23 protein-coding genes are annotated in these 26,782 nt (G+C 56.8%); 13 read left to right on the top strand and 10 right to left on the bottom strand.

Features of this window, described 5'->3' with window-relative positions; all coding sequences use genetic code 11:
* Nucleotides 1-165 precede the first annotated feature (165 nt).
* Nucleotides 166-1,350, bottom strand: a complete 1,185-nt coding sequence (locus QN378_RS22000; RefSeq protein WP_322204719.1) for a thiolase family protein — start codon at nt 1,348-1,350, stop codon at nt 166-168.
* A 118-nt stretch (nt 1,351-1,468) separates the two neighbouring features.
* Nucleotides 1,469-2,968, bottom strand: coding sequence for a polyphosphate:AMP phosphotransferase (gene pap, locus QN378_RS21995; RefSeq protein ID WP_322204720.1), 1,500 nt, complete (start codon nt 2,966-2,968; stop codon nt 1,469-1,471).
* A 184-nt stretch (nt 2,969-3,152) separates the two neighbouring features.
* On the opposite strand from pap, the gene mnmC reads away from it, so the two are divergent.
* The 8 genes from mnmC to QN378_RS21955 all read left to right on the top strand — a co-directional run bounded on the left by mnmC (nt 3,153) and on the right by QN378_RS21955 (nt 14,838).
* Nucleotides 3,153-5,132 (top strand): bifunctional tRNA (5-methylaminomethyl-2-thiouridine)(34)-methyltransferase MnmD/FAD-dependent 5-carboxymethylaminomethyl-2-thiouridine(34) oxidoreductase MnmC, encoded by a 1,980-nt coding sequence (mnmC, locus tag QN378_RS21990; protein WP_323550589.1) that lies wholly within the window; start codon nt 3,153-3,155, stop codon nt 5,130-5,132.
* Nucleotides 5,133-5,294: 162 nt separating this feature from the next.
* Complete coding sequence (locus QN378_RS21985) at nt 5,295-5,963, top strand: ABC transporter ATP-binding protein (protein ID WP_323550590.1); 669 nt, start codon at nt 5,295-5,297, stop codon at nt 5,961-5,963.
* Nucleotide 5,964: 1 nt separating this feature from the next.
* A complete protein-coding gene (locus QN378_RS21980) occupies nt 5,965-8,445 on the top strand; it encodes an ABC transporter permease (protein ID WP_322204723.1) in 2,481 nt (826 codons plus the stop codon).
* Nucleotides 8,435-9,514 carry a lipocalin-like domain-containing protein gene (locus QN378_RS21975; RefSeq protein WP_323550591.1) on the top strand — a complete coding sequence of 360 codons (1,080 nt, stop codon included), beginning with the start codon at nt 8,435-8,437 and terminating at the stop codon, nt 9,512-9,514. Before QN378_RS21980 ends, QN378_RS21975 begins: the two co-directional genes overlap by 11 nt.
* A gap of 196 nt (nt 9,515-9,710) precedes the next feature.
* Entirely contained in the window at nt 9,711-11,483 is a 1,773-nt protein-coding gene (locus QN378_RS21970; protein ID WP_322204725.1) for an N-acetylglutaminylglutamine amidotransferase, read from the top strand.
* 3 nt (nt 11,484-11,486) lie between these two features.
* Nucleotides 11,487-13,235, top strand: a complete 1,749-nt coding sequence (gene ngg, locus QN378_RS21965) for an N-acetylglutaminylglutamine synthetase (RefSeq protein ID WP_322204726.1) — start codon at nt 11,487-11,489, stop codon at nt 13,233-13,235.
* A 67-nt stretch (nt 13,236-13,302) separates the two neighbouring features.
* Entirely contained in the window at nt 13,303-14,499 is a 1,197-nt protein-coding gene (locus tag QN378_RS21960; RefSeq protein WP_323550592.1) for an osmoprotectant NAGGN system M42 family peptidase, read from the top strand.
* A gap of 111 nt (nt 14,500-14,610) precedes the next feature.
* Nucleotides 14,611-14,838, top strand: a complete 228-nt coding sequence (locus QN378_RS21955; protein ID WP_297844929.1) for a YheU family protein — start codon at nt 14,611-14,613, stop codon at nt 14,836-14,838.
* Between the two features lie 2 nt (nt 14,839-14,840).
* On the opposite strand, the gene csrA is transcribed toward QN378_RS21955, so the two are convergent.
* The 4 genes from csrA to QN378_RS21935 all read right to left on the bottom strand — a co-directional run bounded on the left by csrA (nt 14,841) and on the right by QN378_RS21935 (nt 16,964).
* Complete coding sequence (gene csrA, locus QN378_RS21950) at nt 14,841-15,041, bottom strand: carbon storage regulator CsrA (RefSeq protein WP_322204728.1); 201 nt, start codon at nt 15,039-15,041, stop codon at nt 14,841-14,843.
* A 175-nt stretch (nt 15,042-15,216) separates the two neighbouring features.
* The gene (locus tag QN378_RS21945) at nt 15,217-15,549 is read right to left on the bottom strand and encodes a YnfA family protein (protein ID WP_322204729.1); all 333 of its coding nucleotides are present in this window, start codon (nt 15,547-15,549) and stop codon (nt 15,217-15,219) included.
* A 130-nt stretch (nt 15,550-15,679) separates the two neighbouring features.
* Nucleotides 15,680-16,480 (bottom strand): SDR family oxidoreductase, encoded by an 801-nt coding sequence (locus tag QN378_RS21940; protein WP_322204730.1) that lies wholly within the window; start codon nt 16,478-16,480, stop codon nt 15,680-15,682.
* A 106-nt stretch (nt 16,481-16,586) separates the two neighbouring features.
* Entirely contained in the window at nt 16,587-16,964 is a 378-nt protein-coding gene (locus tag QN378_RS21935; protein WP_322204731.1) for a DUF2784 domain-containing protein, read from the bottom strand.
* Between the two features lie 149 nt (nt 16,965-17,113).
* Between QN378_RS21935 and QN378_RS21930 the strand changes: the two genes are divergently transcribed.
* Complete coding sequence (locus QN378_RS21930; protein WP_322168252.1) at nt 17,114-17,272, top strand: DUF3309 family protein; 159 nt, start codon at nt 17,114-17,116, stop codon at nt 17,270-17,272.
* A gap of 86 nt (nt 17,273-17,358) precedes the next feature.
* Here the strand turns inward: QN378_RS21930 and QN378_RS21925 are convergent, their stop codons facing one another.
* The 3 genes from QN378_RS21925 to QN378_RS21915 all read right to left on the bottom strand — a co-directional run bounded on the left by QN378_RS21925 (nt 17,359) and on the right by QN378_RS21915 (nt 20,425).
* Nucleotides 17,359-19,017, bottom strand: a complete 1,659-nt coding sequence (locus tag QN378_RS21925; protein WP_322204732.1) for a cation acetate symporter — start codon at nt 19,015-19,017, stop codon at nt 17,359-17,361.
* Entirely contained in the window at nt 19,014-19,325 is a 312-nt protein-coding gene (locus QN378_RS21920; protein ID WP_322204733.1) for a DUF485 domain-containing protein, read from the bottom strand. Before QN378_RS21920 ends, QN378_RS21925 begins: the two co-directional genes overlap by 4 nt.
* A 245-nt stretch (nt 19,326-19,570) precedes the next feature.
* Nucleotides 19,571-20,425, bottom strand: coding sequence for a glycine betaine ABC transporter substrate-binding protein (locus QN378_RS21915; RefSeq protein WP_322204734.1), 855 nt, complete (start codon nt 20,423-20,425; stop codon nt 19,571-19,573).
* Nucleotides 20,426-20,760: 335 nt separating this feature from the next.
* Here QN378_RS21915 and QN378_RS21910 point away from each other — a divergent pair, with 335 nt between their 5' ends.
* Nucleotides 20,761-22,362: a glycosyl hydrolase family 17 protein gene (locus tag QN378_RS21910; RefSeq protein ID WP_407074090.1), complete on the top strand. Its 1,602-nt coding sequence runs from the start codon at nt 20,761-20,763 to the stop codon at nt 22,360-22,362.
* A gap of 569 nt (nt 22,363-22,931) precedes the next feature.
* Here the strand turns inward: QN378_RS21910 and QN378_RS21905 are convergent.
* The gene (locus QN378_RS21905; RefSeq protein WP_322204736.1) at nt 22,932-23,306 is read right to left on the bottom strand and encodes a hypothetical protein; all 375 of its coding nucleotides are present in this window, start codon (nt 23,304-23,306) and stop codon (nt 22,932-22,934) included.
* Nucleotides 23,307-23,542: 236 nt separating this feature from the next.
* Between QN378_RS21905 and QN378_RS21900 the strand changes: the two genes are divergently transcribed.
* From QN378_RS21900 to QN378_RS21890, 3 genes are all read left to right on the top strand, one after another.
* Nucleotides 23,543-24,841, top strand: coding sequence for a serine/threonine protein kinase (locus tag QN378_RS21900; protein WP_322204737.1), 1,299 nt, complete (start codon nt 23,543-23,545; stop codon nt 24,839-24,841).
* Nucleotides 24,834-25,637: a VacJ family lipoprotein gene (locus tag QN378_RS21895; protein WP_322204738.1), complete on the top strand. Its 804-nt coding sequence runs from the start codon at nt 24,834-24,836 to the stop codon at nt 25,635-25,637. Before QN378_RS21900 ends, QN378_RS21895 begins: the two co-directional genes overlap by 8 nt.
* Nucleotides 25,638-25,903: 266 nt before the next feature.
* Nucleotides 25,904-26,758 carry a pirin family protein gene (locus tag QN378_RS21890; RefSeq protein ID WP_322204739.1) on the top strand — a complete coding sequence of 285 codons (855 nt, stop codon included), beginning with the start codon at nt 25,904-25,906 and terminating at the stop codon, nt 26,756-26,758.
* The last annotated feature ends 24 nt before the right edge of the window (nt 26,759-26,782 follow it).

Here is a 26,782-nt window from a genome sequence, read left to right as displayed (position 1 = left end):
TGAACTGCGTTGAATATTTACCCATGAAAAACACCCCGGTAGTTGGATGGGTGTCCAACATTTGGGGCGCAGTTCAGAATGTGTGTCATTCACAACGAGGGCGATCACGTCATTCGCTTCCCCATAAATGGGCACGAATTCATATCGAGAAAAGGCCATACCGGTTTACTTCACCGCCTCAAACAACCCCGTAGCGCCCATCCCGCCGCCGACGCACATGGTGACGATGCCATAGCGCAGGTTGCGGCGTTGCAGTTCGCGGACCAAGTGGCCGACCTGGCGGGAGCCGGTCATGCCGAAGGGGTGGCCGATGGAGATGGAGCCGCCGCTGAGGTTGTACTTTTCGTTGTCGATGCCCAACCGGTCACGGGCGTACAAGCATTGCGAGGCAAACGCTTCGTTGAGTTCCCAAAGGTCGATGTCGGCGATTTGCAGGCCCTTGGCTTTCAAAAGTTTGGGCACCGAATACACCGGGCCGATGCCCATTTCATCCGGTTCACACCCGGCCACGGTGAAACCCCTGAAAAACGCCAGGGGTTTCAGACCCAGTTCCAGTGCTTTCTCCAGGCTCATGATCAGGGTCATCGACGCGCCGTCAGACAGTTGCGACGAATTTCCGGCGGTTACCGAACCGTCCTCAGCAAATACCGGCTTGAGGCTAGACAGGCTTTCTAACGTGGTGTCCGGGCGGTTGCAATCGTCGCGATCAACGATGCCTTCTACCAAGCTGCTGGCGCCTGTGGCCTTATCTTCGACGCGGTAGGTCACTTTCATCGGCACGATTTCGTCATCAAACCGTCCGGCAACCTGAGCCGCCGCCGTTCGTTGCTGGCTCTGCAAAGCGTAAAGGTCTTGCTGCTCACGGCTGACGTTGTAGCGCCGCGCGACGATTTCAGCGGTTTGGCCCATGGGGAAGTAAATGCCCGGCACTTGCTCTTTCAGCAACGGATTGATCAGGTTGTCCATGTTGACGCTTTTCATCGTCAGGCTGATGGACTCAACGCCGCCCGCGACGATGACATCGCTGCACCCCGAGGCAATTTGGTTGGCCGCGATCGCAATCGCCTGCAAGCCCGATGAGCAATAACGATTGAGGGTCATGCCGGGCACGTTAATGCCCAACTTTGACAGCACCGCCACGTTACGCCCGATGTTGTAGCCCTGAGCGCCTTCATTGGAGCCCGCGCCAACGATGCAATCTTCCACCAGCGCCGGGTCCAGACCATTTCGCGTCAGCAGCGCATTCACGCAATGGGCCGCCATGTCATCGGGCCGGGTTTGGTTGAACTTGCCGCGAAACGACTTGGCCAGGCCAGTGCGCACGCTGTCGACAATCACCACTTCACGCATGGCATATCTCCGTTCTTATTGGGGGGGGCGAGGAAGGTTGCTAAAACTTCCTTGAGCATAAGTCCAGGTCAGTGCGGTCCGCGATGATCATTCATTGGCTGTATGGAAAATCATCTGCTCACTTGGACTTCTTATCCTTGGCGAAGGCCGCTTCTAGTGCTTCGTTGATCGTGCGCAGCACTTTGACCCGCGCCCAGTGCTTGTCGTTGGCTTCAACCAAAGTCCACGGAGCAATTTCAGTGCTGGTACGGTCGACCATGTCATTCACCGCCGCGCGATATTCAGGCCATTTTTTGCGGTTGCGCCAATCGTCGTCGGTAATCTTGAAGCGTTTGAACGGGATTTTCTCTCGCGCCTCAAAGCGTTCCAACTGGGTTTTTTCATCGATGGCCAGCCAAAACTTCACCACCACGATACCCGCTTCGGTGAGTTGCTCTTCGAAATCATTGATCTCGCTGTAGGCACGCATCCAGTCCGCAGGGCTGCAAAAACCTTCGACGCGCTCCACCAGTACTCGGCCATACCAGGAACGATCAAACACTGTGAACTTGCCCCGCGCCGGAATTTGCCGCCAAAACCTCCACAGGTAGGGCTGCGCGCGTTCGTCTTCTGTGGGTGCGGCAATCGGGATAATCGCGTATTGACGCGGGTCCAGCGCCGCCGCAACCCGTCGAATCGCACCGCCCTTCCCCGCAGCGTCGTTACCTTCAAAGACTGCCACCAACGCGTGTTGGCGCATGCGTTTGTCGCGCATGTTCCCTGAAAACCGCGCCTGCTCGGTGATCAACTGTTCTTCGTAATCGTCCTTTTCCAGGTGTTGGGTCATGTCGAGACTGGTCAGCAGGCTCAGTTCGTCGACGGTTGGGGCTTGGGGCTCCAGGGGTGTCGGCATCGGTTTGGCTTTCCCGTTAGCCAACGCGGCCTGCATGCCTTGAAGCAATAAACGCCCGGTGGTCAGGCTGCGGTAATGCGGGTCAACGCCCTCGATCACATACCAAGGCGCGTAATCCCGACTGGTCCGGCGCAGTACGCGTTCACCATAACGAACGAATTTGTCGTAGGTTTTCGATTGCTGCCAATCCAGTGGGCTGATGCGCCAGCTGTGCAGTGGGTCATCCTCAAGCGCCTTGAGCCGAGCCTTCATCTGCTTCTTGGACAGGTGAAACCAGAATTTGAAGATTAACGCCCCTTCGTCGACGAGCATTTTTTCCAGCCGTTCAGCGCTATTAATCGCCTGATCAAGCTTGGCATCTTTAAACTCACCGTGAACCCGGCCTTGAATCATCTGGCTGTACCAATTGCCGAAAAAAATCCCCATGCGGCCTTTGGCAGGCAATTGCCGCCAATAGCGCCAAGCCGGTGGGTGAGCCAATTCCTCGTCAGTCTGCTGATCGAAGGTGCGCACCTCGATCAGCCGAGGGTCCATCCACTCGCTGAGGAGCTTCATCGTTTCGCCCTTGCCTGCGCCCTCAATGCCGTTGATCAAGACGATCACTGGAAAACGCGCCTGCTGTTGCAGTTCGTACTGCACGTCCAGCAATGCTTCGCGCAACGCGGGCACTTCGGCGTCGTAGGTTTCTTTGTCAATGGCGTGACCGATTTCGGCAGATTCGAACATCCACATATTCCTCTTTCAATATCGCCCAAGACTAACGGATCGAGTGAACCAATGTCGGTTAAGACAGCCAATCCTTGCGATGGGTCAACGGAAACACGATTTCCTTCACCGCACCCTTCGCACGCCTTGGCCCGCACGGCGATTACGTTAATATGTCGCGCTTCTGACCTCAGCCGAGTCCGCCATGACCCTCACCCGCCACGCCCAGATCGAATGGGACGAACAGGGCAACCCCCATTCTCCGGCGTTTTCGGATGTCTATTTCTCGACGCAATCGGGCCTTAATGAAACCCGTCACGTCTTCCTGAAACAGAACAACCTTGCGCAGCGCTTTACAGCGTTGGCGGCGGGGGCGCAGCTGGTGATTGGTGAAACCGGCTTTGGCACCGGCTTAAATTTTTTATGTGCCTGGCAGTTGTTTGCCCAATGCGCACCGGCCACTGCGCGATTGCACTTTGTCAGCGTTGAAAAATTCCCCCTGACCCAAAGCGACTTGCAACGCGCCCTCGGCTTGTGGCCAGAGCTGACGATTCTTGCCGATCAACTCATGACTCAGTACGTGGCTGTACACGAGGGTTTTCAGCGGTTTGTGTTCGACGGCGGGCGAGTGACCTTGACCCTGTTGATCGGTGACGTGCTGGAAATGCTGCCGCAACTGGACGGGCAGATCGACGCATGGTTTCTCGACGGTTTTGCCCCGGCAAAAAATCCAGAGATGTGGACCGCGGAACTGTTCTCTGAGCTGGCCCGACTCTCGGCACCTGACGCAACCATCAGCACCTTTACCAGCACCGGCTGGGTTCGGCGCGCGTTGAACGCAGCCGGATTCAAGATGAAACGTACACCGGGAATCGGCCATAAGTGGGAAGTGCTACGCGGGATATTTGTAGGCTCGCCGCCAGAAACGGTTAAACCATCGCAGGTCAAGCCTTGGTTCGCCCGACCTGCGCCATTTACCGGGCAACGTAAAGCACTGGTTATTGGTGCGGGCCTGGCCGGATGCGCGACAGCCGCCAGCCTCGCGGCACGGGGGTGGCAAGTGAGTTTGCTGGAGCGTCACAACGACGTCGCGCAGGAAGCCTCGGGTAATCCGCAGGGCGTGTTGTATTTGAAACTGTCGGCCCATGGCACCGCGTTGTCGCAGTTGATCGTCAGCGGTTTCGGCCATACGCGGCGGCTGCTGGAGCGCCTGCAACGCGGCCTCGATTGGGACGCCTGCGGCGTTTTGCAACTGGGGTTCAACGACAAGGAAGCCGAGCGTCAAGCGCAGTTGGCCCAGGCGTTTCCTGCCGAACTGTTGCAACTGCTGGACCTACCGGCGGCCCAGGCAAAGGCCGGTATCACACTGGCGTGCGGCGGTTTGTTTTTCCCCGAAGGTGGCTGGGTCAATCCGCCAGCGCTGTGTCGATTCCAGGCGTGGCACCCGAACATTCAATTGCTGACCCACCACGATGTGCTGGAGCTACGCCGCGACGGCGAACAATGGCAAGCGTGGGCCGGCGAGCAAATGCTGGAACAGGCACCGGTGGTGGTGTTGGCCGGGGCTGCTGAGGTCAAACGCTTTGCAGCCAGCGCCGAACTGCCGCTCAAACGCATTCGAGGACAAATCACCCGACTGACTGAAACCCCGGCCAGCGCGGCGCTGAGTACCGTGGTTTGTGCTGAAGGCTACATTGCGCCCGGCCGTTCAGGCGAACACACACTGGGCGCCAGTTTCAATTTCAAGAGCAATGACCTGACGCCCACCACTGCCGACCATTTAGACAACCTCCAACTGCTACAGGAGATCTCTGTTGACCTGGTGAAACGCCTCGGCGCGGATACGTTACCGCCCGAGGACTTGCTCGGCTTCGCCGGGTTCCGCTGCACCAGCCCGGACTACTTGCCCATCGTCGGTCCGTTGGTAGACAAAAACGCGTTCGTCGAGGCCTACGCTGTATTGGGTAAAGACGCCCGCCAAGTACCGGATATCGAATGCCCATGGCTTGCCGGTTTGTACGTCAACAGCGGCCACGGTTCACGGGGATTGATCACCGCGCCATTGTCTGGCGAACTGCTCGCCGCCTGGCTGGATAACGAACCGTTGCCACTGCCACGCAGCGTCGCCGAAGCCTGCCACCCGAATCGTTTTGCGTTGAGGGGGTTGATACGAGGTAAAGCGTGAGGCGCGAAGCGGTCCAGAAAATGCTGAACGCAAACGAGCGTTTTGGCTTTATCGCAACCTTGCGCAACGACCGCGGACCCACTGACTTCAGAAAAAACAACGGCCCTTTACCCAGCAACACCAGCTATCCTCTCCCCCACCCCATTGCTCAGGCGAACCTTCATGCTGCACGTGCAGGACGTGTTCAAAAGTTACGCAACACCGCAAGGTCCATTGGCGGTGTTGCAGGGGGTGGATCTAAATCTTGAACACGGCAGCAGCCTGGCATTGATGGGCGAATCAGGCAGCGGCAAAAGCACCTTGTTGCACCTGATCGCCGGGCTGGACAACGTTGATCGGGGCGTCATCCGTATCGGCGGGCATCGGCTGGATCAAATGAATGAAACCCAACTTGCCCGGTGGCGGCGCACCGAAATTGGTCTGGTGTTTCAACAATTCAACCTGATCAGCAGCCTCAAGGTTGAAGACAACCTGGCGTTTCAAGCACGCCTGGCCGGGCGTTTCGATCCCATCTGGCAAGCCCAATTGATCGAGCGCTTGGGGCTCGGCGAATTGCTCAAGCGCTACCCGGAACAACTCTCGGGCGGGCAGCAACAACGCGTCGCCCTGGGTCGCGCGCTCGCCTCGCGCCCCGGTTTGTTGTTGGCCGATGAACCCACCGGCAACCTCGACGAAGCCACTAGCGATGAAGTTCTTCAATTGCTCCTTGACCTGCTCCGCGACAGCCCTACCAGTCTGCTGATGGTGACCCACTCAACGCGCATCGCAGCTCGTCTAGCAACTAAAGTAGTCCTGCATGGCGGGCGTTTGGCCGCTGCAGGCGAACGCTGAAATGTCGGTTTTTTATTGGACACTGCGAGCGCTACTGAGTCATTGGCGACGACATCCGGTGCAGTTTTTCAGCGTGCTCACCGGGCTGTGGCTGGCGACCAGTTTGCTCACCGGCGTGCTAGCGCTGAACAGTCAGGCACGGGAGAGCTACGCTCGCGCTAGCCAATTGATCGGCGGTGAGCCCCAGGCCAGCCTTAGCGCGCCCAATGGTGCAAGCTTTTCTCAAGCTCTGTTCGTCAACCTACGCCGCGCGGGTTGGCCGGTTTCGCCGGTCTTGCAAGCGCGGGTGACGCTCAAAGGCCACGAAGACCAACGTCTGCAATTGATGGGCATCGAACCGCTGTCACTGCCCGGTGGCGCGGCGGTGGCTGGCAAAGCCTTGGACATTGAACAGATGGTTGGATTTTTCAGCGCGCCGGGCAGCACCTGGATTGCTCCGCAGACTTTGCAGGCACTGGGTTTTCATGAGGGTGATACGCCGCTGACCGACAGCGGCCGCGCATTGCCGCCGCTGCACAGTCAGGCCGACATGGCCCCCGGTTTGTTGTTGGTGGACATCGGTTTCGCCCAACACTTGTTGAACGCGCCGCAACAACTTTCCCGGCTTCTATTACCCAAGGTATTTGCCGACAGCAAGCCAGTGTTACCGGCCAACGTAATCGGCCAATTGGTGCTGAAAACCAGTGGCGAAGAAAACAATCTGACGCGGCTAACCGAAAGCTTTCACCTGAACCTCGATGCCTTGGGGTTCCTATCGTTCGTGGTGGGGTTGTTCATCGTCCACGCCGCCATCGGTTTGGCCCTTGAACAACGCCGGGGCCTGTTGCGAACCCTGCGAGCGTGCGGGGTCAGCGCCCGGTTGTTGATCATCAGCCTGGCTGTCGAACTGGGTGGCCTGGCCGTGCTCGGCGGCCTCGCCGGGGTCATCAGCGGTTACGTGCTCGCCAGCGTCTTGCTGCCCGATGTCGCCGCCAGCTTGAGGGGTTTATACGGCGCAGAAGTGGCCGGGCAGCTGAGTTTGAGCCCATGGTGGTGGGCCAGCGGCGTTGGTTTGAGCCTGCTCGGTGCGCTACTGGCAGGGGCCAACAGTTTGTTGCGAGCCGCACGTATGCCGTTGTTGGCGTTGGCCAACGCGCAAGCCTGGCATCAGGCGCATAGTCGTTGGCTGCGTCGGCAAGCTTGGGTCGCGGCGCTGGCGCTGCTGGTGGCAATGTTCGCTCTGCTGTTGGGCGACAGCCTGACCAGCGGCTTTGTGCTAATGGGCACCTTATTATTAGGCGCGGCGCTGGGGTTGCCTGTGTTGCTCAACGCCCTGCTCAATGGGTTATTGGGCCGTAGCCGTTCGGTGCTCGGTCAATGGTTTCTCGCCGATTGCCGCCAACAATTGCCCGCCTTGAGCCTGGCGTTGATGGCCTTGTTGCTGGCGCTGGCGGCAAATATCGGCGCTGGCAGCATGACCTCGGGGTTCCGCCAGACCTTCACTAACTGGCTGGAGCAACGCCTGACCGCCGAGCTGTACCTCAATCCGGAAAACCCGGCCCAGGCACGGGACATACAAACCTGGCTCAGCCAACAACCGTCAGTCACTGCCGTGCTGCCTAACTGGCAAGTCTCGGTTCAGTTGCAGGGCTGGCCAGCAGATCTGTTCGGCGTGATCGATCACCCCACCTATCGCCAGCACTGGCCGTTGCTGCAATCGGTATCGAGCGATCCCTGGGATCAACTGGTTCACGACGACACGCTGATGCTCAGCGAACAACTGGCGCGACGATTAAGCGTTAACGTCGGTGATCACCTGACGATTCCGACACCCCTAGGCCAATGGACGCCCCGCGTCGTCGCGATCTACGCCGACTACGGCAATCCCAAGGGCCATTTGTTGGTCAACGCTCAACACTTGCTGCGTTACTGGCCGCAACTGTCACCCAACCGATTCAACCTGCGCATCGCCCCGGCAGCGGTACCGTCACTGGTGCATGACCTTCAGTCTCGATTCAAGCTGGATGACAACCGCATCATCGACCAAAGCCAGCTCAAGGGTTGGTCGACGCAAGTGTTCGAACGCACCTTTGCCGCCACCGCCGCGCTGAACAGCCTGACCTTGGGTGTGGCCGGTGTCGCGCTGTTCATTAGTTTGCTGACCCAGAGCCAAAGTCGTCTCGGCCAACTTGCACCGTTATGGGCGCTGGGCGTGACGCGAAGGCAATTGATGCTGCTCAACCTCGGACAAACCTGGTTGCTGGCGGTGCTAACGCTGGTACTCGCGCTGCCGTTGGGGTTGCTGTTGGCCTGGTGTCTGGACGCGGTAATCAATGTGCAAGCCTTCGGCTGGCGCCTGCCGTTGCAGATATTCCCTGCACAGTTAATGCAATTGATGGCGTTGGCGTTGTTGGCCACCTTGCTGGCCTCGACCTGGCCCCTGATCAAGCTGTACCGCAGCCGCCCGGCGGATCTGTTAAGGACGTTCGCCAATGAGAATTAACTGGCTGCTGCTGGCATTAAGTGTCCTGTTGTTGGGCGCCTGCGATGACGATGACAAAACCCCGGCCAACGGCTTTGCCGGGCTGGGCAACGACGCGGCGGCGTTTGCTCAAGTGGTGCCCGGCAAAGTCTTCAGCTTTCCCGAGGACCACGGCCCGCATGACGGTTTTCGCATCGAATGGTGGTACGTCACTGCCAACCTCAAGGATGACCAAGGCCAGGATTTCGGCGTGCAATGGACGCTGTTTCGCAGTGCGCTAAAAGCAGGGCCTGAGCAACCGGGCTGGGCCGATCAAACGATCTGGATGGGCCACGCCGCCGTCACCTCAGCCAACCAGCATTACGCCGCCGAGCGTTATGCCCGTGGTGGGGTCGGGCAAGCCGGGGTCAGCGGCGCGCCATTCAAGGCGTGGATCGACGATTGGACGTTCGACAGCCAATCGACCCGCGACAACCCGCTGACCGACATGCAACTGCATGCCCGAGGGCCGTCTTTTAACTATCAACTGCACCTCACCTCAAGCCAGCCGCTGGTGCTGCAAGGCGCGCAGGGCTTCAGTCAAAAATCCGAACAAGGCCAAGCGTCGTATTACTACAGCCAACCGTTTTTACAGGCCTCTGGCAGCCTCGACATCGACGGCAAAACCTACCACGTCAGCGGTCCCGCCTGGCTCGATCGGGAGTGGAGCAGTCAACCATTGACCGCCAATCAAACCGGCTGGGACTGGTTTTCCGTGCACCTGGAAAGCGGCGCTCAACTAATGCTGTACCGCATGCGGCAGAAGAGCGGCGAGGCTTACCTCACCGGCACCTGGATCGACACCGACGGCAAGACCCAATTGCTCAACGGTTCGCAAATCCAACTCACACCCTTGTCCACCAGCGACGTCGCCGACCATAAAATACCCACCCGTTGGTCAGTCAAGATCCCGAGCAAACAGCTCGATATCGTCACCACTGCGCTGAATCCAAACGCCTGGATGGACCTGCGCATTCCCTATTGGGAAGGTCCGGTGACGGTAAGCGGAAACCAGGCCGGGATTGGGTATCTGGAGATGACGGGGTATTAACAGCCGCAGCTACAAGAGGGCAGCTGCAAGCGACAAGCTCGACTGCTTGCAGCATGTAGCTTTTAGCTTGCATCTCTTACAGCTGCCCCCGGGGTTTATAACTGATCGATCTAAAACATTCGCAAACCTCACGGGTCAGTTTCTGGTGTAGGCGACTGATCGTCTGCCCTCCCCAACGGACACCCGGTAAGGACTTATGTGCGGATTAGCAGGTGAGCTACGTTTCGACCATCAACCAGCAGACCTCGCTGCGGTTGAGCGGATTACCCATCAATTGGCCCCTCGCGGACCCGACGCCTGGGGCTTTTATTGTCAGGGGCCCATTGCCCTTGGTCATCGTCGGCTGAAAATCATGGACCTGTCGGACGCGTCTGCTCAGCCGATGGTTGATCATTCTCTGGGCCTGTCGCTGGCATTCAATGGCGCTATTTATAACTTCCCGGAATTGCGTACTGAGCTGGAAATCCTCGGCTATACGTTTTATTCCGGTGGCGACACCGAAGTACTGCTCAAGGGCTACCACGCGTGGGGCGCCGACATGCTGCCCAAGCTGAACGGCATGTTCGCCTTCGCCATCTGGGAACGTGACACCGAGGAGTTGTTCATCGCCCGCGACCGCTTGGGCGTCAAACCGCTTTATATGTCGCACACCGACAAGCGTTTGCGTTTCGCCTCCACTTTGCCCGCGCTGCTCAAAGGCGCAGACATCAGCTCACTGCTGGACCCGGTCGCCCTGAATCATTATTTGAATTTCCACTCGGTTGTACCCTCGCCGCGCACGCTGTTGGCTGGCGTTGAAAAACTACCGCCCGCCACCTGGATGCGCATTGATGCCCGCGGTAAATCGGAGCAAAAAGTTTGGTGGCGCCTGCCCTATGGACCACATGCTGATGAAGCCAACTTGACCTTGAACGATTGGCGCGACCGGGTTCTGGACAGCACCCGTGAGGCGGTAGCGATTCGGCAGCGAGCGGCAGTAGATGTCGGTGTCTTGCTTTCGGGCGGTGTCGATTCAAGCTTATTGGTCGGTCTGCTGCGTGAAGTGGGCGTAGAGAATTTATCGACATTCTCCATCGGCTTTCAGGACGCGGGCGGCGAACGGGGCGATGAATTCCAGTATTCGGACCTGATCGCCAAGCACTACGGCACTCAACACCATCAGTTGCGAATCAACGAAAACGAGATCATCGAACAGTTGCCAGCGGCGTTCCGCGCCATGAGCGAGCCGATGGTCAGTCACGATTGCATTGCCTTTTACTTGCTGTCACGGGAAGTCGCCAAGTACTGCAAGGTGGTGCAAAGCGGCCAAGGTGCAGATGAATTGTTTGCCGGTTACCACTGGTACCCGCAAGTGGACGGCGCAAGCGATCCGTATGCGGCCTATCGAGGGGCGTTTTTTGACCGCACTTACGACGAATACGCCGCCACCGTGCAGCCCAAATGGCTGACCGCCCACGACGCTGCGGGCGACTTCGTTCGCGAGCATTTCGCCCAACCGGGGGCCGACGCTGCTGTGGATAAAGCGCTGCGGCTGGACAGCACAGTGATGCTGGTCGATGACCCGGTGAAGCGCGTCGACAACATGACCATGGCCTGGGGACTGGAAGCACGCACGCCGTTTCTGGATTACCGTCTGGTCGAGTTGTCAGCCCGGGTGCCGGGCAAGTTTAAACTGCCCAACGGCGGTAAACAGGTGCTGAAAGAAGCCGCTCGGTTGGTCATTCCGGCAGAAGTGATCGACCGTAAAAAGGGTTATTTCCCAGTTCCGGGATTAAAGCATCTGCAAGGTGACACGCTGAAATGGGTGCGTGAGTTGCTTCTCGACCCGAGCCAGGATCGCGGCTTGTTCAGGCCCGACATGCTCGACAGTCTGCTGACTGATCCTGCCGGTCAACTGACCCCACTGCGCGGCTCCAAGCTGTGGCAACTCGCGGCGCTGAACCTGTGGCTCAGCGAACAAGGACTTTGACCGATGAAACATAACGCCTCCGTGTTTAGCCACCGGCTGTTGCGCGGTCAATCGCCGTCCTATGAACGCTTGCAAGCGCAACTCGCCGAAGATGGCAGCGACCTCGATGCCGAGCCGCTGGCATTGCATTGCGGCTGGGGCCGGTTGCTGATCGGCCACACTTACCGCGACCCAGCGGCGCTGGCCCACGAGCTGCTCAACGAAAAACCCGGCGAACGCGACATCGCGCTGTACGTGGCGGCGCCGCAGCAAGTCTTGGCGCAGGCGCCTCAACAGCTGTTTCTCGATCCGTCTGACACCTTGCGCTTGTGTTTCACTGACTACCGCCCGGCGCAAAAAGTGTTTCGTGGCTATCGCATCCGTCGCGCGCAAAACGAGGCCGATTGGAAATCGATTAACCATTTGTACCTGACCCGTGGAATGTTGCCGATTGATCCGGCCCTACTGACGCCGCGCCACCAAGGCGGGCCGGTGTATTGGCTGGCAGAGGACGAGAGCAACCACGCGATCATCGGCAGCATCATGGGCCTTAACCACCAGAAAGCCTTCAACGACCCCGAGAATGGCAGCAGTTTGTGGTGTCTGGCAGTCGATCCGCAGTGCACGCGGCCTGGAGTGGGTGAAGTACTGGTGCGGCATTTGATTGAGCATTTCATGAGCCGAGGATTGAGCTACCTGGACCTCTCGGTGCTGCACGACAATCAACAGGCAAAAAACCTCTACGCCAAACTCGGTTTTCGCAACCTGCCGACCTTTGCCATCAAACGCAAAAATGGCATCAATGAACGTTTGTTTCTCGGGCCTGGCCCGCAGGCGAACTTCAATCCCTATGCCCGGATCATTGTCGAAGAGGCGCATAAACGCGGTATCGACGTGCAGGTTGATGACGCCGACGCGGGTATGTTTACCCTCAGCCATGGCGGGCGCCGTGTGCGCTGCCGCGAATCGTTAAGCGACCTGACTACGGCAGTAAGCATGACTTTATGTCAGGACAAAAGCCTGACCCACAGGGCGCTTAAGGCTGCGGGCTTACGTCTACCGGCGCAACAGTTGGCCGGTGAAACGGACAACAATCTGGCCTTTCTTGAAGCGCACAAACACATTGTGGTCAAGCCTTTGGACGGCGAGCAAGGCCATGGCGTTGCGGTGGATTTGTGCACGATTGAGGAGGTTCATGCCGCCATCGAACGTGCTCAGGCGTTCGACACGCGGGTGCTGCTTGAAAGCTATCACCATGGCTTGGACCTACGCGTGGTGGTGATAGGTTTTGAAGTGGTCGCCGCTGCGATTCGTCGCCCGGCTGAAGTGGTGGGTGATGGCACTCACACCATTGGCGCATTGATTGACGCCCAAAGTAGACGCCGCTCGGCAGCCACAGGCGGCGAAAGCAGGATCCCGCTGGACGAAGAAACCGAGCGCACATTGCATGATGCCGGGTACGACTACGCCAGCGTATTACCAGCTAATGAACGCCTGGCGGTTCGGCGCACCGCCAACCTGCACACCGGCGGCTGTTTAGAAGACGTCACTGCAATTTTGCACCCAGTGCTAGCCGACGCGTCGATACGCGCTGCCAGGGCCCTAGACATTCCGGTGGTAGGCCTGGACCTGATGGTGCCTGCCGCCGACCAACCGGAGTATGTATTCATCGAAGCCAACGAGCGTGTAGGACTTGCCAACCATGAACCCCAACCCACCGCCGAACGCTTTGTAGACCTGTTGTTCCCCCACAGCTTGCCCGCGCACAGCTGACCTTCAAGACCACAAATATCTGGCCAATTTTGCCGCGTCAACGTCGTCCCGTATTAGGAGCCACCACATGACACCTGCAAACATCCCCGAACCGGATCTGAAGTACCTGCAGAAAGTCCTGCTGGAAATGCTCGCGATTCCCAGCCCCACGGGATTCACCGACACCATAGTGCGTTACATCGCCGAGCGCCTTGAAGAACTGGGTATTCCATTCGAATTGACCCGGCGCGGGACGATTCGCGCCACATTAAAGGGTAAGCAAAACAGCCCGGACCGTGCAGTCTCTGCGCACTTGGACACCATCGGTGCCACGGTCCGGGCGGTGCAAGACAATGGACGTCTTTCGCTGGCGGCGATTGGCTGCTGGTCCAGCCGTTTTGCCGAAGGCAGTCGCGTCAGCGTATTCACTGACACCGGGGTTATTCGCGGCAGTGTCTTGCCGTTGATGGCGTCCGGACACGCCTTCAACACTGCGGTGGATGAGATGCCGATCAGTTGGGACCATGTCGAATTACGCCTGGATGCTTACAGTGCGACCCGCGCCGATTGCGAGTCTCTAGGCGTCAATATTGGGGATTTCGTGGCCTTCGACCCGCTGCCGGAGTTCACCGAAAGCGGCCACATCAGTGCCCGTCATCTGGATGACAAAGCCGGCGTCGCGGCCTTGTTGACGGCCTTGAAGGCGATCGTCGACAGCGGCGCCGAACCCCTTATTGATTGCCATCCCCTGTTCACCATTACTGAAGAAATCGGCACCGGCGCAGCGGGGGTGTTGCCCTGGGACGTGAGTGAATTCGTCGGTATCGACATCGCTCCCGTCGCACCCGGCCAGCATTCCAAGGAACACGCGGTCAGCGTGGCCATGCAGGATTCCGGCGGCCCCTACGATTACCACTTGTCCCGGCACTTGCTGCAACTGGGCCTCGAAAATGAACTGCCGATTCGTCGTGACGTGTTCCGCTATTACTTCAGCGACGCTCATTCAGCGGTCACGGCCGGGCATGACATCCGCACCGCCCTTCTCGCTTTTGGCTGCGATGCAACCCACGGCTATGAGCGCACGCACATCGACAGCCTCAGTGCATTGAGCCGATTGTTGGGGGCTTACATCCTCAGCCCACCGGTATTTGCCAGCGACGCGCAACCGGCGAAAAGCTCTCTGGAGCGCTTCAGCCATCAGATAGAACACGATGCGCAGATGGAATCCGATACCCGCGTACCGGCCGTGGAAAGCCTGGTCGGACAGCGGACAGAAGAGACATAAGGCATCGGACGGCGTGAAATCGGCGCGCCGTCTTAACTGAAAGGTCCTCATGGGCTGTAGCCTGTCGACACCAAGCGCGCTAGCATCGCCTGGAATTCATGTGAGAAAACCATGCTGATCCCCTACGACCAACTTGAAGCCGACACCCTCACTCGCTTGATCGAGGACTTCGTCACCCGTGACGGCACCGACAATGGCGACGAGACGCCGCTCGAAACCAGAGTACTCAGGGTGCGCCACGCACTGGGCAAAGGCCAGGCGGTGATCGTCTTCGAACCGGAAAGCGAGCAGTGCCAATTGATGCTCAAGCGCGACGTACCCAAAGAGTGGCTCGACTGAGCTCAAGGGGTGGGTGGCAATGATGCTTTCTCCGCCGCCAGCCGTCGGGAGATGCGGTAGTGCACCTCCATTCGATTGACCTTCACGTCCTTGGGTGCAGTGATTCCGAGTCGAACTTGATTGCCGTTCACCGCCAGAATCTGCACGGTGATGTTGTTGCCAATGGAAAAGGTCTCGCCAACCTCTCGTGTTAATACAAGCATTTTGCCCGCTCTCTTTGTTACAAAGAGAGAAGATTGCCCTGCCGGATCACCCTCTTCAATCCGTCGAAAGCAAATCAGTAACGCCCTTCGATGGCGCCAGACGGTTCCTACGGATTTGCCCTGTTTTTGGCTAAAGATAAGGGAAAAGTCCGTCTGTGCTGCCGGGTCTAGTCGCCTAGGATTGTGAGAGTCGAGGGCCAAACAGGATGACGCTGGCGCCGATCACACACAACGCCGCGCCCAGCCAATCGGATGTCAACGGCCGAACTCGCTCGATTAATCCCAGCCAACCAATCGACGCTACGATGTAGATTCCGCCATACGCGGCGTAGGCCCGACCGGCATACGTCGCTTCGACCCGCGTCAGTAGCAAGGCAAACAGCGTCAAGCTGACTAGCGCCGGAATCACCCATAGAACGCTTTTGCCCAACCGTAACCACGCCCAGAACGCATAACAGCCAGCAATCTCGAACAATGCTGCGAGGAAAAACCAAAGGTAATTGAGCACGGCGCAATCTCGCTGGGGTGAGTGGCGGTAACCCTAGCGAGATGGGCGCGGTAGAGCAAGGAATGCACGATTTCGAGTTGTTGTCGGACCGAATTCCAACCAACCGTCCGTTCTCCGTGCCAATTTCCGATTACAACTTCGCCCGCATTTTGTCCGACATCGAGGCCATTTCGTCGTACATCAGCTGCGGGGTTTTCTGCTTCAATTGCCATGCCATGCGCCCTTGTTCGTGGGGCAAAATCATGAATTCGCCTTTGGCGACTTGTTTGAAGATGTAGTCCGCGATATCGCTGGCGCTGATCGGAGAGCTTTCCAGCAACTTGCCCACTTGGGCTTTCATCGCCGGTGTCGGGCCCCGAAAAGAATCAAGCAAGTTGGTCTGGAAAAACGACGGGCACACCACATGCACACTCACATCCTGATGCCGCAACTCAATCAGCAAACTTTCCGACAACGCTACTACACCGGCTTTGGCTACGTTGTAGTTGCTCATGGCAGGGCCCTGCATTAACGCCGCCATTGACGCGATGTTAATAATTTTGCCTTTACTCGACTCCAGCAGCGGCAAGAATGCTTTGCAGCCTTTGACCACTCCCATCAGGTTGATCGCAATCTGCCAGTCCCAATCTTCCAACGACAACTCGGCGAAGAACCCACCGGATGCTACACCGGCGTTATTGACGATGATGTCGATGCCACCGAGTTTCTTTTCACACGCTTGGGCAAAAGCCGTAAGTTGGCTGTAATCGCGAACGTCACAGCGCTGTACAAACCCGTCACCGCCTGCCTCGCGCACTAATTTCAGGGTTTCCTGCAGGCCGGGTTCGCTGACATCCGACAACGCCAATTGCCAGCCTTCGCGGGCCCAGCGCAGCGCGATTTCACGACCCAGGCCCGACCCGGCACCGGTGATCATCATGCGATTTTGCATAAGGGACTGCCTTGTTGTTCTGGGGAAGATGAGCCGCAGTGTAGCGAAGGACTTCGCTGCCGCGCCCTACCATCAGAATGCTGAATGCCAAGGGCAAACCCGCAGGTTATAAGGCTTTGTGCCGAGACCGGTAGGCACATAAAACCCAAACATACACCGCCGCATTTATCACCACTACGATAGCGCCCAACCCTAGCTGTAACTGCGGCGTGAGGCCTGCTGGATATATCAGCGCAATCAAGTAATGCTCGATGAAGTCGCCGTTATAGCCCTGCTCACCGGCCCGCAACCGTAACGCGTTTTCAAGTGGAGTAAGGGGGCAATACAGGTGAAAGAATTCCACTACCGCACCCCACACGACGGCCGGGACGTGTAATGCCATCAACCAGCGCCAACGAATGATCAGCACGCCACCCGTTACCACAAAAGCGATGAACAAAAGGTGTAAGACCATTACCGCGTCGGCCGCCAAGCGATAAACCATATTTCACACTCTTCTAAATTTTTACTTAAAAAGTTACGGACTTTTTTAAAACGCCAAGGGTCGGAATATTCACGCAGTACACGTTTACGCCTTGGGCGGGTAGCGTGCGATCTGTAGAAGCCATCCATCAAGAAAAGAAGGAACTCATCATGGGCATCGGCACTATTCTTATCATCATCCTGATCCTCCTGCTCGTTGGCGGTCTACCAGTATTTCCACACTCCAGAAGCTGGGGTTATGGTCCTTCGGGCATCATCGGTACGGTCTTGGTCATCTTATTGATATTGGTCTTGCTCGGCAGGATTTAGTGCCTGTGGAGTCAAAATCCAGATAAAAAACGAAGTAAAAAAAAGCAGCCCTCGGGCTGCTTTTTTCGTTGCTGCTTTAAAGCGTGTTAGTGAGACACCGCACCGGTAGCCCCCAGACCTGTCTGGGAACGTACGAACTGCGGGAAGAACAAGGCACGTTCGCCCTCTGCCGCTTTCGATTTATCAGTCACCGAGAAGAACCAGATACCGGCGAAAGATATGGCGATAGAGAACAGCGCCGGGTATTCATACGGGAAGACCGGCGTAGCGTGGTGCAGGATCTGCACCCAGATGGTAGGGCCGAGGATCATTAGGCCAACCGCTGTAATCAAGCCCATCCAGCCGCCGATCATGGCGCCACGGGTGGTCAGGTTCTTCCAGTACATGGAGAGCAGCAGTACCGGGAAGTTACAGCTTGCCGCGATGGAGAATGCCAAGCCAACCATAAACGCGATGTTCTGGTTTTCGAAGAGAATACCCAGGCCAATCGCTACGACTGCCAATACGATAGTGGTGATCTTCGAAACTCGAATCTCATCCTTCTCGTTGGCCTTGCCTTCTTTGATCACGCTGGCATACAGGTCATGGGACACTGCCGACGCACCGGCCAGGGTCAGACCCGCAACCACTGCCAGGATGGTGGCGAACGCCACTGCCGAGATGAAGCCCAGGAACAGACTGCCACCGACCGCATCGGCCAAGTGGATCGCGGCCATGTTGTTACCGCCCAACAGAGCGCCTGCAGCGTCTTTAAAGGTTGGATTGGTACTGACCAGCAGGATCGCGCCGAAGCCGATGATGAAGGTCAAGATGTAGAAGTAGCCGATGAAACCCGTTGCGTAGAGCACCGATTTACGCGCTTCTTTAGCGTCGCCTACGGTGAAGAAGCGCATCAGGATATGGGGCAGGCCCGCAGTACCAAACATCAACGCCAGGCCCAACGAAATCGCCGAGACCGGATCTTTCACGAGCCCACCTGGGCTCATGATCGCTTCACCTTTAGGGTGAACTTTGATTGCCTCGGAGAACAGGGTGTTGAAGTCGAAGTTGACGTGTTTCATGACCATGATCGCCATGAATGTCGCGCCAGACAGTAGCAGAACGGCCTTGATGATCTGTACCCACGTGGTGGCCAACATGCCGCCAAAGAGTACGTACATGCACATCAGAATTCCGACCAGGATCACCGCGACATAGTAGTCAAGTCCGAACAGCAACTGGATCAGCTTGCCGGCGCCAACCATCTGCGCGATCAAGTAGAACGCAACGACCACCAGCGAACCGCAGGCGGACAGGGTGCGGATTTCTTTTTGCTTGAGGCGATAGGACGCTACGTCAGCAAACGTGTATTTGCCCAAGTTACGCAGGCGCTCGGCGATCAAGAACAGAATGATCGGCCAACCCACCAGGAAGCCAATCGAGTAGATCAAGCCGTCATAGCCAGAGGCGTACACCAGCGCGGAAATACCCAGGAAGGACGCCGCCGACATGTAGTCGCCCGCGATGGCCAAGCCGTTTTGCAAACCGGTGATTTTGCCGCCCGCTGCGTAGTAGTCCGCTGCCGACTTAGTGCGCTTGGAAGCCCAATAAGTAATGCAAAGGGTGATACCCACGAACAGGACGAACATGACGATCGCCGATACGTTTAAGGGTTGTTTTTGCACAGCTCCAGTGAGGGCCTCGGCCGCCCACAGGCTCGGTGCGAATACTGCCAGGCCAAGGGCCGCTAGTAGACGCCGGATCATTGCTGAGCCTCCTTGAGAATTGCCTTGTTGAGGTCGTCAAATTCACCATTAGCGCGGTGAACGTAGATCGCGGTCAGTACAAACGCTGAAAGAATCAGCCCTACACCGATGGGGATTCCCCACGTGATCGATGAACCAGGACTTATTTTCGCCCCGAGTACATGCGGCCCATAAGCAATTAGAAAGATGAAGGCGGCGTAAAGCCCGAGCATGATCGCCGAGAGTATCCAGGCGAAACGTTCTCTCTTCGAAACCAGCTCCTTGAAAAGCGGGCTGTTTTGAATCGAGAGGTAAATGCTGTCGTTCATTATTTTTATCCTCAGCACAGATTAGATGTAACGCATTGCACTTTAGTCTGCTCTAGCCCGCACTCCAGACGACCTTAGTAGTAGAAACACAATCATCGCGAAAGTCGTCAGTGCATGACCAAGCGTAGTGTCTGGGAGGATTTACGAAGGGGATTGACGCGAAGAATTTCAGAATGAAAGCGAAAGGCCATCTGGCGATAACGACAGATGGCCTTCAAAGGCCCTAGTTAGACGCGTTCAGGCGATTACTTGGTCCACTCAGCAACACGATCCGGATGCTTGGCAACCCAGTCCTTGGCGGCGGCTTCAGGCTTGGCGCCGTCTTGAATAGCGAGCATGACTTCACCGATTTCATCTTTAGAAGCCCATTGGAATTTTTTCAGGAACGCGACCACTTCAGGTGCTTTCTTCTCAAGGCCCAGGCTACCGATGCTGTCAACCGTCTCAGCAGCGCCATAAACACCTTTTGGATCTTCAAGGAACTTCAACTTCCACTTGGCAAACATCCAGTGCGGAACCCAGCCGGTCACGGCGATGGATTCATGTTTGTTTTCCGCACGGGTCAGTTCAGAAATCATGGCAGCACCGGAGCTAGCCTGCAGTTTGTAGCCGGTCAGGTCGTAGTCTTTGATCGCCTGATCGGTTTTGAGCATCACACCCGAACCGGCGTCGATCCCGACGATTTTGTTTTTGAAGGAGGTGTCCGTTTTCAGGTCGGCGATGCTATTGGCTTTTACGTACTCAGGAACGATTAGACCGATTTTTGCGTCTTTGAAATTAGGACCGTAATCGACAACCAAGTCCTTGTTCTTGGTCCAATATTCCCCGTGAGTCACGGGCAGCCAAGCCGAAAGCATGGCGTCGAGTTTTCCAGTAGCAATACCTTGCCACATGATCCCGGTCGCAACTGCTTGAAGTTTGACTGGATAACCGAGCTTTTGCTCAATCACCTGGGCGGCTACGTTGGTGGTCGCAACGCTGTCGGACCAGCCATCAACATAGCCGATGGAAAGTTCGGGTTTTGCATCTGCAAGGGCCAGAGTGGAGCTGATCGCCAGTGCCAAAGCAGCACCTGCGCCAAGGATTAGTCGCATCTTCATCGTTACTTCCCCAAATGCTGCGCCCGACGAGTGTCGGGCATCTTTAACGTTTTTTTAAGGGACCGCTGTTATGCCCGGTTCTGGAGCGCTGCCGCCCCTTTACGTCTCACCTGTTCGCCGCTAGCAACAGTAGCGGTGTGCTGGCGCCCTGATAATCAACCTGCGATGGGAACGTTCCTGCTCTGTCAGCGACCTCAAGGCAGCGAGAAACGACATCGCCATGCTACTAACGACAAACCGACGCAAATAAATGATCAGCTCCGCCCGAACCTTGCATGTCTTTTTGCATTACCCCCCTTCACCAAATGCCCAGGGTCTCTCCAGCCTCAGGATAAATACAGGTAACATGCCGGCCTTCGCCCTATTTCGGCCCCGTCATGCCCGCCATTTCACGCTTTCCCGTTGCACCCTATCTATTCGCCTGTGTACTGGCCCTGATCGCCATGAGTGGCTTTTGGTACGGTTTGGGCAAGCCGGTTATCCTGCCCGACGCCGCCACCCCTACGCATAAATTGCAATGCGCGTCGTACACCCCCTTCGATAAAGACCAATCGCCGTTCGATCAACCATTCAAGCTGCGCCCAGAGCGGATGGACGCCGACCTTGCGCTGCTTGCGAAAAACTTCCAATGCATTCGCACCTACTCAATGACTGGTCTGGAAGACATTCCTACGCTGGCGCGTAAACACGGCTTGAAATTGATGATTGGAGCCTGGGTCAATGCTAATCCGGTGGACACCGCAATAGAGATCAAAGCGCTGATCGCTTCGGCTAATACCAACGCTGATGTGGTGACGACGGTAATCGTTGGTAACGAAACCTTACTGCGTAAGGAAGTGACCGGCGCGCAGTTGGTCAAACTCATCCGGGAGGTCAAAAGCCAAGTCAAGCAGCCGGTCACCTACGCCGACGTTTGGGACTTTTGGCTGCAATACCCGGAAGTCGCTCCAGCGGTGGATTTCCTGACGATTCACCTGTTGCCGTACTGGGAAGACAATCCAAGTGGCATTGATGATGCGTTGCAACATGTCGCGCAAGTTCGTGAAACCTTCGGCAAACGCTTTGCCCCCAAAGACATCATGATTGGGGAGACCGGCTGGCCCAGCGAAGGCCGCCAACGAGAAACAGCGCTACCCAGCCGAGCTAACGAAGCACGCTTTATTCGTGGCTTTGTCGCTATGGCAGAAAAGAACGGTTGGCGTTACAACTTGATCGAAGCCTTCGACCAACCCTGGAAGCGCGCCGCTGAGGGCGCGGTGGGCGGTTACTGGGGCTTGTTCGACGCAGATCGTCAAGAAAAAGGGGTGCTCGCAGGCCCGGTATCGAATCTGACGTATTGGCCGTTTTGGCTGTCGATCAGTGGCGCACTATTCGTTTTGACCCTGGTGGTGGCCGGACGGGTGTCGACCACCCGTTCAGCGCTGGTCTTGCCATTGCTGGCCGCGTTGGGCGCTTGCTGCATTGGCACTTGGGGTGAGTTGGCGCGGGTCACCGCCCGCTTTGCCGGGGAGTGGGTCTGGGCGACAGCGTTAGTCGGATTGAATCTGATGGTGCTCGCCCACGCGGCGTTGACGCTTTCGGCAAAAGACGGCTGGCGGGGACGTGCATTCATCTGGTTCCAAGCTCGCGCTGGTTGGTGGGTAGCGGCTACAGGCTTTGTCGCGGCCGTTATGATGTTGGCGCTGGTGTTCGACGCGCGTTACCGCAGCTTCCCAACAGCGGCGCTGTTGCTCCCGGCGGTGTTCTATCTATTTCGGCCGGTGGCAGTGCCACGCAGAGAGATTGCCCTGCTGACGTTTATCGTCGGTGCAGGTATCGCGCCGCAGTTGTACCAAGAAGGGTTGCTCAACCAACAGGCTTGGGGTTGGGCGCTGGTCAGCCTGCTTGCTACCGCCGCACTCTGGCGCTGCCTGCGAGTGCGTAACCGACCTTTGTGAAAATTGTGTTACCGGCCCCACAAAGGCCAGTGTTTAACCGGGTAATACGGAAACAAACACTGTTGAGTATGAAGAGCTGCTAAAGTCTGAATTTTTTAAGTTATTGATTTATATGAAAATTATAAAGTTGGCATGGGTTCTGCTATCTCTACTGCATAACAAAAACAAGAAACGAAGCAGTACCCAATAAAAACAATACGTATCGGCTCTGACATAACAAGAACAACACGGACAGAGGCGTAGCTAACCGATTTTTTTGGAGTGGAAATGCTTTACCGGGGTTTCGATCCCACAACCGGGCAGAGAACAATAAAACTACCGTCAGGTAGCTCCCGAACTGGTTGGATCACGTGAGTGATGAAAGCAGGACAGCGCTCAAAAAAATACGTTTGCTCTTGATCCTGAATGGGGATCGCACGAACTGCAGTAAGGGATTGGTCGCCAAAAACAATAACAGGCCGCCCTAAAATAATAAAAATAGAGCATGCAATACGATTAGAGGGGAGCTCAGGCTCCCCTCAGTGCTGTCTGGGGTTTGAGAAAGAATTCACCGCGCTGTTACCTATCGCCTACAGCGCTTTGGCTCGACTGGCCCTGACTAATCGCAGCCCCGCAATCACCACCGCAAATACTGCAAGGCTCGCGCTGTAAAGTACCAACGCCGCAATACCGAACAGCATCGCCAGCACCGCCATTGCCCATCCCACGCGACCCGGCAAGAATAACGCGATGAGCGACGTTATCAGTGCCGCCCAGCCCAAAGTGCCAAAGTGAATTATCAACCCAAGATTTGACCGCACCTGGCACTGCCAATCCAATGCTTCATTGGCGCAAATGCCGACCCAGCGAGCGTCCTCCATCAACGAAAAGCGCACCCCGTAACTGGCGGCGAACCACAGTGGCAGAATAATAAGCAGCACAATCAGCGGCAAACGGCGGGACATGCGGCACTCCAAAAAACAGCGAACAATCGCCAAATGGCGCCCAGCATAATCGCCCAACGCCGGGATGCAAGACACTGACGCACGTTTGAGACCACGCGCACTGTTTATAGCGTGGGCGGACCGTGTATCTTCGCGACTTGATTAGGGGGCGTTTTCTTGCAAGTGCGGCACTTTGGCACTACACCCGTGGTCATAGCCTGCGTATCTCAACCTGCACTTTCCTAAGGGATCTAGTCATGCCCCGTTTTCAGCGCTTCGCTGCCTTTGTCGGCGGCCTCGTTTTAAGTGCCTCTGCCTTGGCGGTTGATATTGACCCCGCCACCTATGGCTACCCTTTGACGAACCCGTTTGAAGCAACAATCGCCTCAACCCCACCAGATCTGCAACCAAAGCTTCCGGCCGATGCGGACATCAATCAGTCGGACTACACGCTCAACCTGCGTCCAGAGCGTGAGTTCACCCTACCGGATAACTTCTGGGCGGTTAAAAAACTGCATTACCGCCTGGCGAAGCAAAATCACCCTGCCCCTCTGATTTTTTTGATCGCAGGCACCGGGGCGCCCTACACCAGCACCATCAATGAGTTCCTGAAGAAGCTGTATTACGGCGCGGGCTATAACGTTGTGCAGTTATCGTCGCCGACCAGTTACGACTTTATGAGTGCGGCCTCACGATTCGCCACTCCGGGGGTGACCAAAGATGACGCCGAAGACCTGTACAGGGTCATGCAGGCTGTGCGTGCGCAACAACCTGACTTGCAGATCACCGATTATTACTTGACCGGCTACAGCCTGGGCGCACTGGACGCAGCGTTCGTCAGTCATTTGGACGAGACCCGCCATAGCTTCAACTTTAAGCGCGTGCTGCTGCTCAATCCGCCCGTCAACCTTTACACCTCGATCAGCAATCTAGACAAACTGGTACAGACCGAAGTTAAAGGCATCAACAACAGCACCACATTTTATGAGCTGGTGTTAGGCAAGCTGACCCGTTACTTCAAACAAAAAGGCTATATCGACCTTAACGATGCGCTGTTGTTTGATTTCCAACAATCCAAGCAACATTTGACCAATGAGCAGATGGCGATGCTGATCGGCACCTCATTTCGCTTCTCGGCTGCCGACATCGCCTTCACCTCTGACCTGATCAACCGTCGCGGGCTGATTACGCCGCCCAAATACCCGATCACCGAAGGCACCAGCCTGACGCCGTTTCTCAAACGTGCGTTGCAATGCGACTTCGATTGCTACCTGACCAACCAAGTGATTCCAATGTGGCGCGCCCGGACCGACGGCGGAAGCTTGTTGCAACTGGTCGATCAGGTCAGCCTGTATGCGCTTAAAGATTACCTGCACAACAGCCCGAAAATTGCGGTCATGCACAACGCTGACGACGTGATCCTGGGCGCTGGCGACCTCGGTTTTCTGCGCAAGACCTTCGGTGATCGTTTGACCGTTTACCCATACGGCGGCCATTGCGGCAACCTTAATTACCGCGTCAACAGCGACGCCATGCTGGAGTTTTTCCGTGGCTAAACGTCTTTTGTTTATCGCTGCCCTGCTGTGCGCAGGCGTCGCTCATGCGGCCGATGTCACCCCGGCCGCGCATCCGGCGACCGTGGCCAGAGCCTCTGACCCGGACGGTTTTACCGAGCCGTTGAAGTCACTTAAATTCAACCCTGGGCTGGACCAGCGCGAGTTCGAACGGGCCACCCTCAACGCACTCAATGTCTACGATCCCATTGAGTCGTGGAACCGCCGGGTTTACCACTTCAACTATCGCTTTGATGAGTGGGTGTTCTTGCCGGTGGTGAATGGCTATAAATACGTTACCCCGAGCTTCTTGCGCGCAGGCGTTAGCAACTTCTTCGGCAACTTGGGTGATATCTCCAACTTGCTGAACAGCCTGTTCCAGTTCAAGGGCCACCGTTCGCTCCAAACCACAGGGCGCCTGTTGCTTAACACCACCATTGGGATTGCAGGGTTGTGGGACCCTGCAACGGCGATGGGATTGCCGCGCCAGGCCGAGGACTTCGGCCAAACCTTGGGCTTCTATGGAGTCCCAGAGGGTCCTTATCTAGTGCTGCCATTACTGGGTCCATCAAACTTGCGTGACACCGGTGGCCTGGTGTTCGACTTCACCGCCGAATCGCAGATCAACTTCCTGAATGTGTCACAGGTCAGCACGAACCATCCGGAAATCTACCTGCTGCGCGCTATCGACAAGCGTTACACCACCTCGTTCCGTTATGGATCGCTGAACTCGCCGTTCGAGTACGAGAAAGTACGCTACGTTTATACCCAAGCGCGTAAGTTGCAGATAGCAGAATAACCGCCTGTGAATAGCTCTCGGCGGCATGGCAAAAAATGCCGCCGAGGGCTATCAGAACAACCGCGTTAACTTATTCCTGAATAAATTCTGCCCTGCCGATAATCCGATTGAAGGTGGGACCAAGTTTGTTCGCAAAGACCTGAACACATAGCACTACAGCCCAACCCATCGATAAACTCGATCAACCCTTCGCAAAAATCGCGCCCATTGATCGGTCAGTTCGGCATAGCATGTCGGCCATTCCCACTTAATCAGAAGTTGCCGCAATGACTCAATTTCGCACAGTGTTGGCGATCCATACCGGCCAGCCGACTTCCGACGGTGCTGGCGTAAAGTTGACCCGCGTGTTTGGCGGGCAGAGCGCCGAATTGTTTGATCCGTTCTTGATGCTGGATGAGTTCGGCTCGGACACGCCTGACGATTACATCGCCGGCTTCCCGTCGCACCCGCACCGTGGCTTTGAAACCGTGACCTATATGATCGAAGGCCGCATGCGGCACGAAGATCACATGGGCAACGTCGGGCTGCTGCAAGGCGGCGGTGTGCAGTGGATGACCGCGGCGCGCGGGATTATCCACAGCGAGATGCCGGAACAGGAAGAAGGCACGATGCGCGGCTTTCAGCTATGGGTAAATTTGCCTGGCAAAACCAAGCTTGGCCCTGCGAGCTATCAGGACGTACAGCCAGAAAATGTGCCCAAGCTGACCACTGAAGCCGGCGTAAACGTAACGGTGATGGCGGGTATCTTTGACGACGGCCAAGTACAGCAGACCGGTGCCGTACAGCGGCCGGACACTGAGCCGTTTTATTTCGACTTGCACCTGCCCGCCGGTTCCCGCGTCAGCCCGCGCATCCCGCAGGGCCACCGGGTGTTTTTATACGTGTACGAAGGCACCGTTGAGTTGGCAGGTCAGCCGCAAGCGATGGTGGCTGGTCAGATGGCCAGATTGTCCGAAGAAGGTGATGTGCAGCTGCACAGCGCGTCGGGGGCCAAGGTGTTGCTGATTGCCGGTAAGCCACTGCGTGAGCCTATCGTGCAGTACGGGCCGTTTGTGATGAACACCCGGGAAGAGATCGAACAAGCCCTGCGGGATTTTCGTGATGACAAATTGACTGATTGAGTCGCTCACAAAATATTGGCCCAC

It is taken from the genome of Pseudomonas sp. 10S5 (assembly GCF_035019745.1).
GTDB lineage: Bacteria > Pseudomonadota > Gammaproteobacteria > Pseudomonadales > Pseudomonadaceae > Aquipseudomonas.
Note: the sequence above shows the minus strand (reverse complement) of the source record. Positions and strands in the feature narration are given on the sequence as shown.